A 15,474-nucleotide genomic window follows, 5' to 3' on the forward strand; every position below is an offset into this window, starting at 1 on the left:
CCCTTCCGACAGAGTTCCACGGCCCTTGCGACAGAGTGCCGCGGCGGGTCAGGGCTCAGGGGCCCCGTACGGCAGTGTCGTCCCCGGCAGCGCGTACTCGTCGCGCCGGCCGCACATGCCGTAGCCGCCGAGGCGGGTGGGTGTGGCCTCGTGGGCGGTGGCGTCGGCGAGGTACGCCGGTTCGCCGGCCGCCAGCGCGTCGAGCTGCGCGCCGGTGCGCTCGGCGGCGGCCAGGGCGCCCGCCCGCCACAGCGCCCGCCAGGTGGGCACCCGGTGGCGCACGAGGCGGGCCGCGGCGCGCTGGAAGCCGAGGAGCGGGCCGGTGTCGCCGTCCAGCAGGGCCTCGCGCAGCACGAGATGGCCCTCGACGGCGAGGTCCCTGCGCCGCCGGGCCGCCGCCTCGGTGCCGGGGCCGGTGCCCGGCGGCAGGGCCGCCTCGGCCGCGTACCACCGCGGGTCGGCGAGCACCTCGGGCGGGAAGGTGAACACGGCGTCCCCGGCCTCCGGCAGCCCGCTGTTCTGCATCAGGACGGTGATCCGCAGCCCGTCGCCCCGCACCATGCGGTGGACGGTGCCCGGAGTGAACCAGGCGACCGAGCCCGGCGCCAGCGGGATGTCGCGGTAGCCGTCCGGGCTCAGCGTCTGCACCGCGCCCCGCCCGCCTGTGACGACGTACGCCTCGGTGCACACCAGGTGCAGGTGCGGGCTGCCGCCGCAGACCCCGTCGGCGGCCTCCCACGGGTAGGCGGTCAGGTGGGACAGCCCGACCGCGCCGGGCAGCGGATGGGGCAGCCCGCTCACCACGCCAGACCCTTCAGGTGGGCGGCGATCCGCTCCTCGTCCCAGGCCCCGTCGGCGATCACCACCCGGTAGCGGTAGTCGAAGGACGCCCCGGGCGGCAGCCGGAACTCCTCGAAGAAGGCCCAGGAGAACGCGACGGTCGGGAAGGGCCGGGAGCGCACGAACCAGTGCGACGCGTGGACGGCGTGCGCCGGGTCGAGGTTCTCGGGGGCGTGCGCGAACACGACGGTGGAGCGGGCGTCGACGTCGTCGTGCTCGGCGGTGAAGGCGAGCCACGGGCTCTGGCTGCCCATCAGCTCCCCGGCGCCGGAGCCGGACCCCGGGGCGAGCACGTCGCCCCCGGTGAAGTCGCGCGGCCCGCGCCACTGCAGCCCCGTGTACCCGGCCATCTCGCGGCCCGCGGTGGTCGGGGAGCCGAAGACGAGCGGTTCGGAGCGCAGGTTGGTGAGCCGGATCGACCAGTCGAGGGCCCAGGAGCCGGCCTCCTCGTCGACGGAGTGCACGACGATGCCGCGCTCCTCGCGCGCCCACTCCCGGCCGCCGTGGGCGACCCACACCAGGTCCTCGGCGACGGTGAGCCGGTCGTCCTCGGCGGCGAGGACCGGGAACCCGTCGTGCCGCATCGACCCGACCCGCTCGGGCAGCCGCAGGTAGCCCCGCCCGTGGACGTAGGAGTTGCCGCCCCAGAAGTTCTGCCCGGACAGGTGGCTGGCGGTCATCTGCAGGCCCTTGTGCCAGCGGTGGTCGTTCGGCCGGTAGCCGGTGACCGTGTGCCCGGCGAGGGTGCGCAGCGGGTGGGCGTACGGCTTGCGGGACTCGAAGGGGTCGGGGTCGGGGCGGTAGACGTAGCGGAGGATCTCGGTTCCGGCCGCGGCGACGGCGAGGTGCTCGCCGTGCACGTGGGTGACGCGGATGCTCATGCGGCCCTGCCTTCCCCGACGGGTTCCCGGCCGGCCCCGGGTGCCCAGTCGGGGTGGCCGCCGTGCATGGCGCGGTGGAACGGGTCGCCCGGCCCGATCTCCCCCGCGCGGACCGGCTGCCCGGTGAACGCGGCCTTGTACAGGGCGGCGGCGAACTCCAGGGTGGCGCGGGCCTCGGGGCCGCTGCCGGGCGGTCGTACGCCGGCGTCGAGGGCGTCGAGGAGGGCGCCGAGCTGGGCGGCGTGCGAGCTGGGCACGCCGGGTCCGGGGCGGCGCCAGGCCGCGGCGCGTGCGGCGTCGACGTGCGGGGCGGGGGTGTAGACCCAGTCGTCGTCGGTGTGCCCGTACAGATGGGTCAGCTCGACGGTGGCGTCGGCGCAGTCGACGCGGATCCGGCTGACCTCGTCCGGGGAGAGCACGCTGTTGACGACGGTGGCGAGCGCGCCGCCGCGGAACCGGACGAGGGCGGTGGAGACGTCCTCGCTCTCGGTGTCGTGGACCAGCCGCGCGGCCATGGCGCGGATCTCCTCCCACTCGCCGAGCAGGTGCAGCATCAGGTCGTACTGGTGGATGCCGTGCCCCATGGTCGGCCCGCCGCCCTCGGAGGCCCACCGGCCGCGCCACGGTACGGCGTAGTAGCCGGCGTCCCGGTGCCAGGTGGTCTGGCAGTGCGCGACCCGCGGCGCGCCCAGCTCGCCGCTCGCGATCAGCTCGCGCGCGTGGACGGCGCCGGAGCCGTAGCGGTGCTGGAACACCACGGAGGCGTACGCCCCGGAGGACTCCTCGGCCGCCGCTATCTCGTCGTACTCGGCGAGCGACAGGCACAGCGGCTTCTCGCACAGCACCCAGGCCCCGGCCGCCAGCGCCGCGACGGTCTGCTCCCGGTGCAGGGCGGGCGGTGTGCCGATCAGTACGAGATCGGGGTGTACGGCGTCCAGCATGGCGTCCGTGGCGGTGAACCCGGCGACCCGCTGCCCCTGCTCGGCGGCGAGGGCCCGGAAGGCGTCCAGCCGGTCCTCGTCGACGTCGACGGCGGCGACCAGCTCGACCCGGTCGGCGTGCGCGGCGAGCGCGGGCAGATGGCTGCCGGCGACGATGGCGCCGGTGCCGATGACGGCGGCACGGCGACGGGCGGGGGGCAACGGCATGCGGCGCTCCTCGGGCGGTTCTGCGTCGGTCGGGGACAAAGCGTAGAAAGCGCTTGCCCGCCAGGGAGGACCCTAGGCGCCCGACGAGTGCCGGAACAAGCCCCGGCAGGCGGAATATGGGCGGGCGCCCGATCGGCGGACGGTAAGGGAACGGTAAAGCGGGCTCAGTCGTTCTCGGGTCATGACAGCTATGACCCCCGGCTCGAACATCCCTCTCTCCGCCGCGCGTGTGACGGTGGACGTCGCCGCGCCGGTGCGGCTCGACGTATCGGGCCTGCTGCTCACCGCCGACGGCAAGGTGCGCTCCGACGACGACTTCATCTTCTACAACCAGCCGACCGGCCCCGGCGTGACCTACCGCTCGGGCGGCGGCACGGCCCCCGACGCGATCACGGTCGACACGTCGGCCGTGCCCCCGGGCATCGAGAAGATCGTCGTCACGGCGAGCCCGGACGCGGCCGGCCAGACCTTCCAGGGCGTCGAGCCGACGGCGACGATCCGCGACGCCGCCGACAACAGCGTGCTGGCCACGTTCACGCCGCCGCAACTGGGCGCCGAGACCGCGCTGGTGGTCGTGGAGATCTATCTGCGGGGCGGCGTCTGGAAGGCACGCGCGGTCGGCCAGGGGTACGCCAACGGCCTGGCCGGCATCGCGACCGACTTCGGCGTGACGGTCGAGGAACCGGCCGCCCAGCCGGCCGCGCAGCCCGCGGCGCCCCCCGCCCCGCCGGCGGCCCAGGCGCCGGTGACCCCGCCCATGCCGCCCATGCCGCCCGCACCGCCCGCACCGGGAGCGGGGAAGATCAACCTGGACAAGGGCCGCGTCAGCCTCCAGAAGAACCAGACGGTGTCCCTGGTCAAGGGCGGCCGCCCGCTGCTCTCCCAGGTCCAGATGGGCCTCGGCTGGGAGCCGGCGTACCGCGGCAAGAGCATCGACCTGGACGCCTCGGTCATCGCGTACGGCCCGCAGCGCAACCACGTCGACAGCTGCTACTTCGGCAAGCTGAGCATCGTCGGCGGCGCCGTGCGCCACTCCGGCGACAACCTCACCGGCGAGGGCGGCGGCGACGACGAGGTCATCACCGTCGACCTCGGCCGCCTCCCCCAGGAGGTCACCGGCCTCGTCTTCACCGTCAACTCCTTCTCCGGCCAGAAGTTCACCGAGGTCGCCAAGGCCTACTGCCGCCTCCTCGACGCCACCACCGGCGAGGAACTGGTCCGCTTCGACCTCACCAACGCCGAGCCGCAGACCGGCGTCATGATGGCCAAGCTCATCCGCCAGTTCTCCGGCGAGTGGGAGATGACGGCGATGGGCGACTTCGTGAAGGCCCGCACGGTCCGCAACATGGTGAAGCCGGCGGCGGAGGCGCTGTAGTCCTCCCTACGGCAGGGGCGCCCTGGGCCGGGGCGCCCCTGCCGCACTCTCCCCCGGCACCACGAAATGCGATCAGTGCGCGCCGATCCCCGCCCCCCTCCAGGCGCGGGGCCATGTCTCGGGCGGGCGGCTCTCAGCCCCGCGCGGCGGTCGGCCCCAGCCCCTGCGTCACCAGGGTCAGATAGCGGCGGACGGCGCCGGGCTCCCCGTGGCCGAGCTCGCAGGCCGTGGTGACGGCGTGGGCGAGGCGCAGGAGTTCGACGGGTGTCAGGTCGGCACGTACGGTGCCCTCCCGGCGGGCCGCGTCGAGGAGCCGGGCCGCCGCGCCGGTGACGGCGGTGCCGCAGGGGGAGTCCACCGGTCCGCCGCCGTCGGTGACGGCGGAGCCGAGCAGGGACTTCAGGCCGCGCACCTGGACGCTGCCGGCGCACAGTTCGTACAGCCACTCCCGCAGCGCCTCCCCCGGCGGCAGCCGCCGCGCGAGGTCGTCGGCGCGGGCGGCGAGCGCCTCGACGCGGTCGGTGTAGGCGGCCTCCAGCAGCGCCTGCCGGGTCGGGAAATGCCGGTACAGGGTGCCGGAGCCGACGCCCGCCCGCTTGGCGATGTCGTCGAGCGACGCCCGCTCCCCGTATCGCGCGAACGCCTCCACGGCGGCCGTCAGCAGTCGCTCGTGGTTGCGGCGGGCGTCCGCGCGCATGGGTCTGGCCCGCGTCATCCGGTCCTCCCTCCGCCTGGCGCACGGCTCCCCGCCAGGGCCCTCCTGACGGAACTCCGCGGGAGAAGGGCCCCGCACGTCATGCGCACTGTATCCGGGCCGGATCACACCCGTCGGCGGGGCGCACGCCGACAGGCGCGCCAGGCTCCTCCCGACGGATCTCCGTGCCCGGCGCGCGCCGCCCGCCTGCCGGGGCCGCGCTCAGTTCTCCCACGAGATCCGGGTCCCGGCCCCGGTAAGGAGGTTCAGCCGCGCTTGTGCCGCTTCCACGGGCCGGTGATGGCGAGCATGATGCCGGGCGTCTGGATGCTGGCGTACAGGGTCCGGCCGTCGGGCGAGAAGGTGACGCCGGCGAACTCGCTGTACTCGGGCTCCTCCTCGGTGCCGATGTTCAGCTCGTTGCGGGCGATGGGGTAGGTGCGGCCGCTGTCGGTGGCGCCGAAGAGGTGCTGGACGCCGTCGCCGTCCTCGGCGATGACCAGGCCGCCGTACGGGGAGACGGTGATGTTGTCGGGGCCGTCGAAGGCGCCGTCGGCGGCGGGGTCGGGGTTCACCCCGAGCAGCACCTTGAGGGTGAGGGTGCGGCGCTTCGGGTCGTAGAACCAGACCTGGCCGTCGTGCTGGACCGGGCTCTCCGCGCGGGCGAAGGAGGAGACGATGTAGGCGCCGCCGTCGCCCCACCACATGCCCTCCAGCTTGCGGGCCCGGGTGACCTCGTCGCCGCCGAACTGCTCACGCACGGGGGTGTCGCGCGCGTCCCGGTCCGGCACGTCGACCCAGTCGACGCCGTAGACGGTGCCGATCCTCGTGGCGCGCGAGAGGTCGTCGACGAAGCGGCCGCCGGAGTCGTAGCAGCGGGGCGCCTGGAGGACACCGGCATCGTCGGCGAGCGCGCGGAACCGGCCGTGCCCGTACTCGAAGCCGTGGGGAGGGGTCCAGCGGTACAGCAGGCCGTTGGGGTTGGCGGCGTCCTCGGTGAGGTAGGCGTGGCCGCGCCCGGGGTCGACGACGACGGCCTCGTGGGCGTAGCGGCCGAAGAACTTCAGCGGCTTGGGGTCGCGGTTGGCGCGCCGGTCGCAGGGGTCGACCTCGAAGACGTAGCCGTGGTCCTTGGTCATGCCGTTGACGCCGGCCTTGTCGGAGTTCTCCTCGCAGGTCAGCCAGGTGCCCCAGGGGGTGCGCCCGCCCGCGCAGTTGGTGGAGGTGCCGGCGATGCCGACCCACTCGGCGACCTGCCCGTCGCGGCGCACCTCGACGACCGTGCAGCCGCCGGCGGCCGCGGGGTCGTAGACGAGGCCCTCGGTGAGCGGGACGGGGTGCTCCCACTTCGAGCGCGGGCCCTTCAGTTCGTGGTTGTTGACGAGCAGGGTGGCGCCGCGCGGGCCGTCGAAGGCGGCCGTGCCGTCGTGCTTCTGCGGGGTGAACTCACCCGACTCCAGCTTCGTCCGGCCGCTGTAGGTGATGACCCGGTACTTGAAGCCGGCGGGCAGGGCGAGGATCCCGTCCGGGTCGGGGACCAGCGGGCCGTAGCCGACGCCGCCATGACGGTCCTGGCCGCTCTCGACCTCCGTGGCCGCGAGCGCGTTCGGTGCCGTGGCGAGCGCCCCGACACTGCCGGCCAGCGCGACCCCGGCACCGGTGATCGCGGACGTCCTGGCGAAGTCCCTGCGGGTGAAAGACATGCTGTCTCCTGAGCGGTGAAGGTGCCGTGGGAGGTGGCGGATCTCAGTCGCCGCCACGCTCCCGGCCGGGCGTGAACCCCGCTTGAACACGGGGCGAAGCCCCGTGAGGTGCCCGGGGAACTGCGCGCTCGGCCCGCCCCGGCGCGCACCCGCCCCGGCCCCACGCTCCACCGGCGGAAACCAGGCCCGGCGGAGGCCCCCGTCAAGGCACCCCGTGCGCCGGAACCCGGCCAACGCTCGCTGAGGACCCGCCGCCCCTGTGGCCGGATCGGCCAACACCCCCGGACGGCCCCCGCTGCTGTGGCCGGATCGGCCAACACCCCGGACGGCCCCCGCTGCTGTGGCCGGAAGGGTTCTCCAGCGACAGCACCGGCCAGGACGGCACCCGGCCGGCACCGCCGTCACGCGCCCACCGGTACCCCCGCAAGCCAGGACACCCCACGCCACCCGCCGGGCCCACTCCCCACCCGGAAGCCGACCTCCGCGGGCGGCGAGGACACCGTCAAGCGCCCCGCTGCGAGCGCGCCTTGAACGCCGCCTTCCGTGCTGCCTTGGCCACCTTCTTGTCGGGGTGCAGCCGCCCCATCGCCTCCAGCACGTCCGCCGTCGCGGGATGCCCGACCCGCCAGGCCTCCGCGAAGAAGCCGTCGTGCTGGGCCGCCAGCCCCTCGACCAGTGCCTGCAGCTCCTCGGAGTTGCCCTCGGCCGCCAGCTGGGCGGCGACCGTGTCGATGGTCAGCCAGAACACCAGGTCCGGCGAGGGCGGCGGAACGTCCGCCGCGCCGTGCTCGGTGAGCCAGACCCGGGCGAGACCGCCCAGCTCGGCGTCGTCGAGGACCTCCCGGAGGGCCGGCTCGGCGGGGGCGCCGACCAGCGACAGCGCCTGCTGACAGCGCAGCCGCCGCAGCGGCGCACCCGAGTCGGAGCCGCGCGCGGCGGCGAGCAACTCGCGTGCGGCGGCCAGGGGTTCACGCCGGTCGAGCCACAGCTCGGTCTCCGCGCGGGCGGCCCGGGAGCCGTAGTGCGCGCTGCCGTCGAGCAGCGCGTCGGCACCCTTGTCGGCGAGTGCGCCCACGACGGGGGCGGTGAAGCCGGCCTCCATCAGCCGGGTGCGCAGGCCGTGCAGGCCGAGCGGGGTGAGGCGGACCATGCCGTAGCGGGAGACGTCGGTGTCGTCGACAGGGGCGGGCTCCGTGCCGGCGCCGGCCGTCGGAGCCTCACCGGCGCCAGAGGCCTCACCGGCGTCACCCGCCGCGCCGATGTCAGTGACCTCACCGGCGTCAGTGACCTCACCGGCGTCGGCCATCAGCGCCTCGTCGACCGGCTGGTACTCGACCAGGCCGATCGGCTCCAGCACCCGGAACTGGTCGTCGAGGCGCATCATCGCGTCGGAGACCTGCTCCAGGACGTCGTTGGTGGGCTCGCCCATGTCGCCGGGGACGATCATCGAGGCGGCGAGCGCGGGCAGCGGCACCGGGCCGTCGCCGGGGCCGTCCTCGCTGACGGTGAGGAGGTACAGGTTGGCGAGGACGCCGTCGAGGAATTCCGCCTCCGCCTCGGGGTCCCAGTCGAGCGCGGAGAGGTCGAGGCCGGCCGGGTTCTCGGCGTCCAGCGCGTCGACCAGGTCGTCGAGGTCGGGCACGCTCGCGTCGGCGAGCACGGTCTCCAGGGCGTTCTGCCAGACGGCGAGGACGTCGTGCGGGGAGCCGCCGGTCAGCAGGGCGAGGTCCTCGCCGGTGGTGACCGTGCCGGTCTCGTCGTCGGCCACCTCCACCAGTCCGGTGTCGACGGCGACCCGCCAGGCCTCGCTCGCGAGGGCGGCGGCGTCGTCACCGGTCAGGCCGAGCACCTCGGCGGCCGCGGGCAGTTGTTCGTCGACCAGGCCGCCGCCGGCGTCCACCCGGGTCTCCGGCCCGGCCCAGCGGGCCAGCCTCGCGGCCCGGGCGAGCAGGGGCGTGGACAGCGCGTCGCGCGCCAGCTCCGCTTCGGAGGTCAGCCGCACCGGCGGCAGGGGGGAGCTGTCTGACATCGGACGTTCTCCTAGGGCACCTCAAGAGCCGTACGCGTCACGGCTCAGCCGCTCAGCCTAGACGGATTTCCACCCATGCCGCCCGGTTCATCTCCTCGACGGCCGCCGTACATGGCCGAAACCTTGACAAGTGGCCGGGAGACGAAGGAGATTGACGCGCGTAGAAGTTGGGGGGACAACTGTTCACTCGGTTCTACGCGTGTCAAGTACACCTCAAGGCCGCCAGGCATGGCCGCGAGGTTCCGCCCCTCGTCCCGGCGCTCACACACGTCCCCGGAGGGATCCGTTGCCGAGCAAGTCCTCCGCGCGCCTCGCCGCGCTCACCGTCGCCGCCGTCTGTTCCGCGGCCTCCACCGTCGTCCTGACCACACCGGCGCACGCCGACTCGGTACGCATACACGACATCCAGGGCACCACCCGCACCTCCCCGTACGCGGGCCGGCAGGTCACCGACGTGACCGGCATCGTCACTGGTGTGCGCGGCTACGGCTCGTCCAAGGGATTCTGGATGCAGGACCCGGACCCGGACAGCGACCCGGCCACCAGCGAGGGCGTCTTCGTCTACACCGGCTCCGCCCCGAAGGTCGCGGTCGGTGACTCCGTGACGGTCACCGGCACGGTCTCCGAGTACGTCCCCGGCGGCACCTCGTCCGGCAACCAGGCGGTCACCGAACTCACCCGCGCCACGGTCACGGTCGTGTCCAGCGGCAACGAGGTCCCGGCCGCCACGGTCATCGACGCGGCATCCGTCCCGGACGCGTACGCCCCGCAGGGCGACCCGGCCGCCGACGGCTCGATCAACGCCCTGCCCCTGGACCCCACCACGTACGCCCTCGATCACTACGAGTCGCTGGAGGGCATGAACGTCCAGGTCACCGACACCCGCGTGGTCGGCGCCAGCAACAAGTACCACGAGCTGTGGGTCACGGTGAAGCCGCACGAGCACGCCTCCCGGCGCGGCGCCACCGTCTACGGCTCCTACGACTCGCAGAACACCGGCCGGCTCCAGATCGAGTCGCTGGGCCCGGTCTCCGCGTACCCGACCGTGGACGTCGGCGACACGCTCACCGGCACCACCACCGGCCCCCTGGACTACAACCAGTACGGCGGCTACACCCTGGTCGCCAACGAGATCGGCACGGTGGAGGCGGCCGGCCTCACCCGGGAGACGACCCGGCCGCAGGGCCGGCACGAGCTGGCGATCGCCACCTACAACGTCGAGAACCTCGACCCGGGCGACGACAGCTTCGGCGCGCACGCCGCGGCGATCGTGGACAACCTGAAGTCGCCCGACATCCTGTCCCTGGAGGAGATCCAGGACAACAACGGCGCCACGGACGACGGCACCGTCGCCGCCGACGTGACGGTGAACAAGCTGATCGACGCGATCGTCGAGGCGGGCGGACCGCGCTACGACTGGCGTTCCATCGACCCGGCCGACAAGACGGACGGCGGCCAGCCCGGCGGGAACATCCGCAACGTGTTCCTCTTCAACCCGCGGCGGGTCTCCTTCACCGACCGCGCGGGCGGCGACGCCACGACCGCCACCGGCGTCACCAAGGTGCGCGGCAAGGCGGCCCTGACGGTCTCCCCCGGTCGCCTCGACCCGCAGAACGCGGCCTGGGAGGACAGCCGCAAGCCGCTGGTAGGCGAGTTCGTCTTCCGCGGCAGAACGGTCTTCGTGATCAGCAACCACTTCGCCTCCAAGGGCGGCGACCAGTCCCTGACCGCCCAGTACCAGCCGCCCGCGCGCGGCTCGGAGATCCAGCGTCACGCGCAGGCGGTGGCCGTCAACTCCTTCGTGAAGGACATCCTCGCCAAGCAGCGGAACGCGGACGTCGTCGCCCTGGGCGACATGAACGACTTCGAGTTCTCCGGCACGGCGAAGATCCTGGAGTCCGACGGCGCCCTGTGGTCGGCGATCAAGTCGCTGCCCCGCAGCGAGCGTTACTCGTACGTCTACCAGGGCAACGCCCAGACCCTGGACCAGATCCTGGTCAGCCCGTCGATCCGGCGCCACTGCTTCGACTACGACAGCGTGCACATCAACGCCGAGTTCCACGACCAGATCAGCGACCACGACCCGCAGGTGCTGAGGTTCCGGCCGTAAACGGCAAGCAACCGGCCCACGGATCACCGGAGCCCGGCCCCGCGGCGAGCCGCCGGGGGGCCGGGCTCCGGGGTACGGTCGGCGGCGGCGCCTCCGAGGCAGCGCCGCCCCGCGCCACATCAGGGAGATCCTCGACCGGTTCGACGAGGGCGACACCGCCGGCGCTACCCGTCTCCAGCACCGGGCCATGGACCTCATCGAGTCGATGACGGCCGGCGGGCTCCCCGGCACGGTCACCGCCAAGGCCCTCCTCACCACCCTCGGCCTCCCCGCGGGCCCGGTCCGCCCGCCCCTGCGCCCGGCGGACGCGCGGACGGTCGACGACCTGGCCAGGGCGTACGACCACCTGACACAGCCGTCGTGACCCGTGACCCCCGCCCCGCGGCCCTGTGCTGCCATGTGCCCCGTCCGATCTCGTTGTGCCGGGTGCCGCGGCCGGGATGCGGCACCCGGGGGGAGGGGCCGATGATGGAGGAGTAGGCCGCGACGCGATCACCACCCCGGGGGCATGGAGATGTGACATGCCGGTTCACAAGGTCCACCCGGACATCAGCGTCCTGAACGACAGCCTTGAGGTGCCCGGGATCGGGCACCTCCCGGTGAACGCCTTCGTACTGCTCGCCTCTCAGCCCGTCGTCATCGACACCGGACTCGGGCTACCCGACAGGAACTTCCTGGAGGCGGTCGGTTCCGTGCTGGACCCCGCCGATGTGCGGTGGATCTGGCTGACGCACCCGGACCGTGATCACACAGGTGGGATATTCGATCTCCTGGCCGCGGCGCCCGAGGCTCGCGTCGTGACCACGTACCTTTCCGCCGGCCTCATGTCCTGTGAGAGGCCGCTGCCACTCGACCGCCTGTACTTGTTCAATCCGGGACAGACCCTGGATGTCGGCGACCGCACCCTCACGGGGTTCAGGCCGCCGCTGTTCGACAACCCGGCCACCGTCGGCCTCTTCGACGACCGGTCGGGGGTCTGCTTCAGCGCCGACTGCTTCGGTGCACCGCTGCCCAGTGCCGAACTGGCACACGCAGACGACGTCGGTGCGATCGGCCGGGAGGAGCTGCGGGCCGCGCAGCTCCTGTGGGCCACGGTCGACAGCCCCTGGGTGCACAACGTGGATGTCCAGAAGTTCCTCGACACCTTCCAGACGCTGCGGGACAGAGAGCCGGAACTCGTCCTGTCCACCCATCTGCCGCCGGCACCGGGAGTCACCGGGTCGATGATCGACACGTTGGGCTCGGCACCCCGGGAAACGGCGTTCGTGGGGCCTGACCAAGCCGCGCTGGAACAGATGCTGGCAGGGTTCGAGCCCGGTGGCGGGCAGCAGCCCGCGTCCGGCGGCCCGGGATGACCCCGGCCGTGCCCGGATCGACACGCGTGTGCGTCAGGGCGTCGTCGCGGACACCGGCACCGGCTCCGGCCCGCCCATGTCCAACCGGAACGGCGGGTACTGGTCGGTCATCAACGCGGCATAGACGGCGACCCGGGCGGCCCAGCGGACGAGACCGAGCAGGAAGTCGAAGAGGGGTTCCGGATAGCGGGCCCTGAACGCCAGGATGACGACCGCGACCAGCGAAAGATAGGGAATGAGACCGCTGTAGAGCCAGCTGTCGTCATTGCCCCAGCCACCGACGAGAATCCCGACGACGACGTACTGAGGGATCGCCAGCAGCCACCACTTCACCAGGACGAGACCGCGGGAGAGGCGCTCGGGATAGACGACGTCGAAGCGTGCCGGGTAGTCCGGCACGTCGCTGAGGGTGAATGGCGGGTACTGGTCCGTGCCGAGCGCCGTATGGGCGTAGTAGCTGACACGCCAGTTCCAGCGCAGCACGCCGACGTTGAATTCGAAGAGGGACCGCGGATACCGGCCGGTGATCAGGATCGCGAAGAACGCGACGACGGTCACCAGCATGAACGCGATCCACAGGAAGAACAACACGATGTAGTGCGGAATGGCGAGAAGCCATTTCACCAGCCACATCCATCGGGACAGACGAGGATCGAGAGACGCCTCGATACGCACGGCTGAGGCGGTGACGGGAATCATGGAGGCGCAGCTCCTTTCGAGCGTGCTGCTCGTCAGGCGCCCGGCAGAGGTGGTCGCCGACTTCGAACCCAGACTGGCACCCGGGGTGGAAGGACGCGACCCGTCACCGCCTTTCGTGTGAGGACCACCCGCGGGGCAAGCCTGGCTCCGGGTGCCGGCGTCCGCGCTTCGGCGGAGGCGTTTCTCCCCGCGCGGTCGAGACCGTCGCCCCCTGGCCGTCACGGTCGAAGCCGGTGACAGGGCATTCTGTGCAGGATCGGCACCATCGCCACGTGGAGGGCCGGCACCGGCGGTGCCCCGGTGCCGCGACGAGATCCCGGCGGTTCACGACCGGTCCTTCGGGGAAGGTCCGGCTGCGGCGGTGGTCCTGGCGATGTGGTCCAGATCGGCCGCAAGTGCCCGCAGCCACGCCTCGGCGTCGTAGTAGACCGGCGGTGCCGGGTCGTCGGGCGGCCGGCTGTCAGCGGTCTCGTCGGGTACCGGCGGGAGGGCTTTCGGCGGTGCCCGCCGTGCGTCCTCGAGGAGAGCGCCGGCCCTTTCGTAGTGCTGGACCAGCACGTCGCTGTCCCGGGCCAGTTTCGCCCGGCACGCAGGCGCGAGCGGCCGGCTCCCGGCCAGGTCCCCCGCATGCGGCAGGTGCCGGGACCCGCGCAAGGCGTGATGCCCCGCCATCAGCGCCGCATGCCAGTCCACCGACGGCGTGCCGGGCCGCTGAGGCTCGCTCTGGTACTGCGCGAAGGACGCTTCCGCCAGTGTCAGGGCGCCCGGCAGCGAGGGCCGGCCGGGCTGCCCCCGCACGGGAACCTCAGTGAGGACCGATGTGGTCGAGGCGATGGTCGCGCCGATGGCGCGAAGGAGGGCCGCAACGTCTCGGCGCAGTTCCTTCTGGGCACCTCGTGGCCAGGCGAGCAGGCCGAAGACCAGACCGATCGCGCTGCCGGCGAGGACGTCGAGGAAGCGGAACTCGGCCAGCTGCCATGTGACCGGGGCGAGCAGGGCGAAGACGGCGGACACGGCCAGGGTGAACAGACCCTGTGCCCATCCCACGCCGCGCGTCGGCCCGATCCAGAAGGCGGCCAACATGATCACCGGAAGTACCACGACGTAGGCCGTGGTACTTCCATGGGCGAAGACCAGCATGGCGGCGGCGGCCAGTGCGCCCAGCAGCGTACCGACGAGCGCCCGGGCCACCGCGGCACTCGTCTGTTCAGCAGTGGTGCGGATCAGGGTGAGAGCGGCCAGCATGGCCCAGAACCCGTGAGGCAGGGAGTCGAGTCCGGCCACGGTACGAGCGGCTGCCAGCGCGAGGCCGACGCGTACGGCGTTCTGGAAGTAGACCGAGCGCACGGTCAGGTGTGCCGACAGCCGCCGCGCCCACAGGCGGACAGTGCCCTCCCGCGCGTACCAGAAGCTGCCGTCTCGCGCCTCGGCGGGCCCCGGGCGCCGTCCCAGGGCGAGGTCGGCTGCGGTGGCGAGTGTCGCGCAGGCGTAGGCGGTCTCCAGGAGCATCGCCTGACGCTGCATGGCGAAGGCTGTACTCCCGGACGTCGCCTCCTTGATCGACACCGTGCGCAGCCGCCGATGGACGACCAGGACGTCCACCAGCCGTCCCGGGCCGGCCGGGCGTCCGGTACGCAGTGCGACCGACGTCCTCCGGGCCGACGCCGCGACCTCGTCGAGCAGCGCGAGGGACTGGGGGCGGGGTTCCCGCGCACCCGGCTCCGCCAACTCCTGAAGCCTGGCCAGCAGGAGACGGCCGGCCATACCGGTGTGAGCGAGCGCTCGCTCCTTCCGCCCCGGTCCGGCGGGACGCTCCGACTCCTGTACCCGCGAGGGGCGCAGCGCCTCACCGGCCGACCGCGCTGCTGTGCCCGCCCCGGTCGACAGCAGCCACGGCGGGTGCGTCAGTTCGCTTGCGAGGCGCGCCGCGGTCATGGCCGCGTCCGCCGACAGAGCGCGGTAGGAGGTGGTGGGCGGGTCGGGCAGCAGCAGGGTCTCGGCGAGCAAGAGCAGCAGAATGCCCAGTGTCGTCCCGCTCAGCCGCTCACCCAGTGTCTGCGGCGCGTACGGAGGGAAGCACGGCAGGATGTAGAGCAGGAGCAGGCCCGGAGCTGCCCCGGCCATTCGCGGACCGGCCACCGCCGCGTACGAGAGCAGGAAACCGATCACCAGCATCCCCGCCACCGCGGTCCAGGTGTGTACCGCGAGCAGGGTCCCGGCCGTAACCAGGAACCAGCCGACAGGAAGTACCCGGACGACGACGGCGGCGCGCTGGCGCCCGGTGCCGGGAATGCGGGAGAGACCTGCCATCGCCACCGCTGCGAACAGGCCGTATGTGGCGGTGACGGGCTCGTGCAGGCCGTAGAGGCCGATGTAGAAGGCGGCGACGGCTGACAGCGTCACCCGAACGGCTCGTCGGCCTGTGCTCGCCGAGGAACGTGTGCCGTGCCGCAGCGCGGCGGCGATCAGGCGCAGGCGCGGGACACCGGGCAGGCGTATGCGGGCGGCATCGCCGGTGTCACTCTCAGTCTCAGAACCCATGGTCGGCCCCTCCGCCCAGCCGCCCCCTCCAGGATCACATCCGCACCCCGCCCCCACATCCCCACACGGCTGCGGCGCCCTCGTGCCCCGCGGGCGCCC

At 73.0% G+C, this 15,474-nt stretch carries 11 protein-coding genes and 1 pseudogene; 4 read left to right on the plus strand and 8 right to left on the minus strand.

What is annotated here, in order from left to right; genetic code table 11:
• Positions 1 to 48: 48 nt before the first annotated feature.
• The 3 genes from ACSLTV_RS31420 to ACSLTV_RS31430 are packed head-to-tail and all read right to left on the minus strand — an operon-like array spanning position 49 to position 2,869.
• The gene (locus ACSLTV_RS31420) at positions 49 to 804 is read right to left on the minus strand and encodes a cupin (RefSeq protein WP_432139337.1); all 756 of its coding nucleotides are present in this window, start codon (positions 802 to 804) and stop codon (positions 49 to 51) included.
• Positions 798 to 1,721, minus strand: coding sequence for a PmoA family protein (locus ACSLTV_RS31425; RefSeq protein WP_432139336.1), 924 nt, complete (start codon positions 1,719 to 1,721; stop codon positions 798 to 800). Before ACSLTV_RS31425 ends, ACSLTV_RS31420 begins: the two co-directional genes overlap by 7 nt.
• Positions 1,718 to 2,869 carry a Gfo/Idh/MocA family protein gene (locus ACSLTV_RS31430; RefSeq protein WP_435613335.1) on the minus strand — a complete coding sequence of 384 codons (1,152 nt, stop codon included), beginning with the start codon at positions 2,867 to 2,869 and terminating at the stop codon, positions 1,718 to 1,720. Before ACSLTV_RS31430 ends, ACSLTV_RS31425 begins: the two co-directional genes overlap by 4 nt.
• A 190-nt stretch (positions 2,870 to 3,059) precedes the next feature.
• Here ACSLTV_RS31430 and ACSLTV_RS31435 point away from each other — a divergent pair, with 190 nt between their 5' ends.
• A complete protein-coding gene (locus ACSLTV_RS31435; RefSeq protein WP_432139352.1) occupies positions 3,060 to 4,244 on the plus strand; it encodes a TerD family protein in 1,185 nt (394 codons plus the stop codon).
• Positions 4,245 to 4,377: 133 nt separating this feature from the next.
• Here the strand turns inward: ACSLTV_RS31435 and ACSLTV_RS31440 are convergent, their stop codons facing one another.
• The 3 genes from ACSLTV_RS31440 to ACSLTV_RS31450 all read right to left on the minus strand — a co-directional run bounded on the left by ACSLTV_RS31440 (position 4,378) and on the right by ACSLTV_RS31450 (position 8,670).
• Entirely contained in the window at positions 4,378 to 4,959 is a 582-nt protein-coding gene (locus ACSLTV_RS31440; RefSeq protein ID WP_432158854.1) for a TetR/AcrR family transcriptional regulator, read from the minus strand.
• Between the two features lie 245 nt (positions 4,960 to 5,204).
• Positions 5,205 to 6,641 carry an alkaline phosphatase PhoX gene (locus ACSLTV_RS31445; RefSeq protein WP_432139333.1) on the minus strand — a complete coding sequence of 479 codons (1,437 nt, stop codon included), beginning with the start codon at positions 6,639 to 6,641 and terminating at the stop codon, positions 5,205 to 5,207.
• 502 nt (positions 6,642 to 7,143) lie between these two features.
• A complete protein-coding gene (locus ACSLTV_RS31450; protein WP_435613336.1) occupies positions 7,144 to 8,670 on the minus strand; it encodes a hypothetical protein in 1,527 nt (508 codons plus the stop codon).
• Positions 8,671 to 8,956: 286 nt separating this feature from the next.
• Here ACSLTV_RS31450 and ACSLTV_RS31455 point away from each other — a divergent pair, with 286 nt between their 5' ends.
• The 3 genes and pseudogenes from ACSLTV_RS31455 to ACSLTV_RS31465 all read left to right on the plus strand — a co-directional run bounded on the left by ACSLTV_RS31455 (position 8,957) and on the right by ACSLTV_RS31465 (position 12,135).
• A complete protein-coding gene (locus tag ACSLTV_RS31455; protein ID WP_432139331.1) occupies positions 8,957 to 10,780 on the plus strand; it encodes an endonuclease/exonuclease/phosphatase family protein in 1,824 nt (607 codons plus the stop codon).
• A 100-nt stretch (positions 10,781 to 10,880) separates the two neighbouring features.
• Positions 10,881 to 11,144: pseudogene (locus tag ACSLTV_RS31460) on the plus strand (dihydrodipicolinate synthase family protein); the annotation flags it as partial.
• Between the two features lie 157 nt (positions 11,145 to 11,301).
• Complete coding sequence (locus ACSLTV_RS31465) at positions 11,302 to 12,135, plus strand: MBL fold metallo-hydrolase (RefSeq protein ID WP_435613337.1); 834 nt, start codon at positions 11,302 to 11,304, stop codon at positions 12,133 to 12,135.
• A 33-nt stretch (positions 12,136 to 12,168) separates the two neighbouring features.
• Here the strand turns inward: ACSLTV_RS31465 and ACSLTV_RS31470 are convergent, their stop codons facing one another.
• On the minus strand, positions 12,169 to 12,834 hold the full coding sequence (locus tag ACSLTV_RS31470) for a DUF4389 domain-containing protein (RefSeq protein ID WP_435613338.1): 666 nt from the start codon (positions 12,832 to 12,834) through the stop codon (positions 12,169 to 12,171).
• Between the two features lie 324 nt (positions 12,835 to 13,158).
• On the minus strand, positions 13,159 to 15,375 hold the full coding sequence (locus tag ACSLTV_RS31475) for an FUSC family protein (RefSeq protein ID WP_435613339.1): 2,217 nt from the start codon (positions 15,373 to 15,375) through the stop codon (positions 13,159 to 13,161).
• Positions 15,376 to 15,474 lie beyond the last annotated feature (99 nt).

The sequence above is a fragment of the Streptomyces sp. bgisy159 genome (assembly GCF_965341775.1).
Classification (GTDB): domain Bacteria; phylum Actinomycetota; class Actinomycetes; order Streptomycetales; family Streptomycetaceae; genus Streptomyces.

Bases quoted from the DNA above. Each gene is read 5' to 3' on its own strand.
- ACSLTV_RS31425 (WP_432139336.1), bottom strand. From the start codon at position 1,721: ATGAGCATCCGCGTCACCCACGTGCACGGCGAGCACCTCGCCGTCGCC.
- ACSLTV_RS31450 (WP_435613336.1), bottom strand. From the start codon at position 8,670: ATGTCAGACAGCTCCCCCCTGCCGCCGGTGCGGCTGACCTCCGAAGCG.
- ACSLTV_RS31445 (WP_432139333.1), bottom strand. From the start codon at position 6,641: ATGTCTTTCACCCGCAGGGACTTCGCCAGGACGTCCGCGATCACCGGT.
- ACSLTV_RS31470 (WP_435613338.1), bottom strand. From the start codon at position 12,834: ATGATTCCCGTCACCGCCTCAGCCGTGCGTATCGAGGCGTCTCTCGAT.
- ACSLTV_RS31435 (WP_432139352.1), top strand. From the start codon at position 3,060: ATGACCCCCGGCTCGAACATCCCTCTCTCCGCCGCGCGTGTGACGGTG.
- ACSLTV_RS31465 (WP_435613337.1), top strand. From the start codon at position 11,302: ATGCCGGTTCACAAGGTCCACCCGGACATCAGCGTCCTGAACGACAGC.
- ACSLTV_RS31475 (WP_435613339.1), bottom strand. From the start codon at position 15,375: ATGGGTTCTGAGACTGAGAGTGACACCGGCGATGCCGCCCGCATACGC.
- ACSLTV_RS31430 (WP_435613335.1), bottom strand. From the start codon at position 2,869: ATGCCGTTGCCCCCCGCCCGTCGCCGTGCCGCCGTCATCGGCACCGGC.
- ACSLTV_RS31440 (WP_432158854.1), bottom strand. From the start codon at position 4,959: ATGACGCGGGCCAGACCCATGCGCGCGGACGCCCGCCGCAACCACGAG.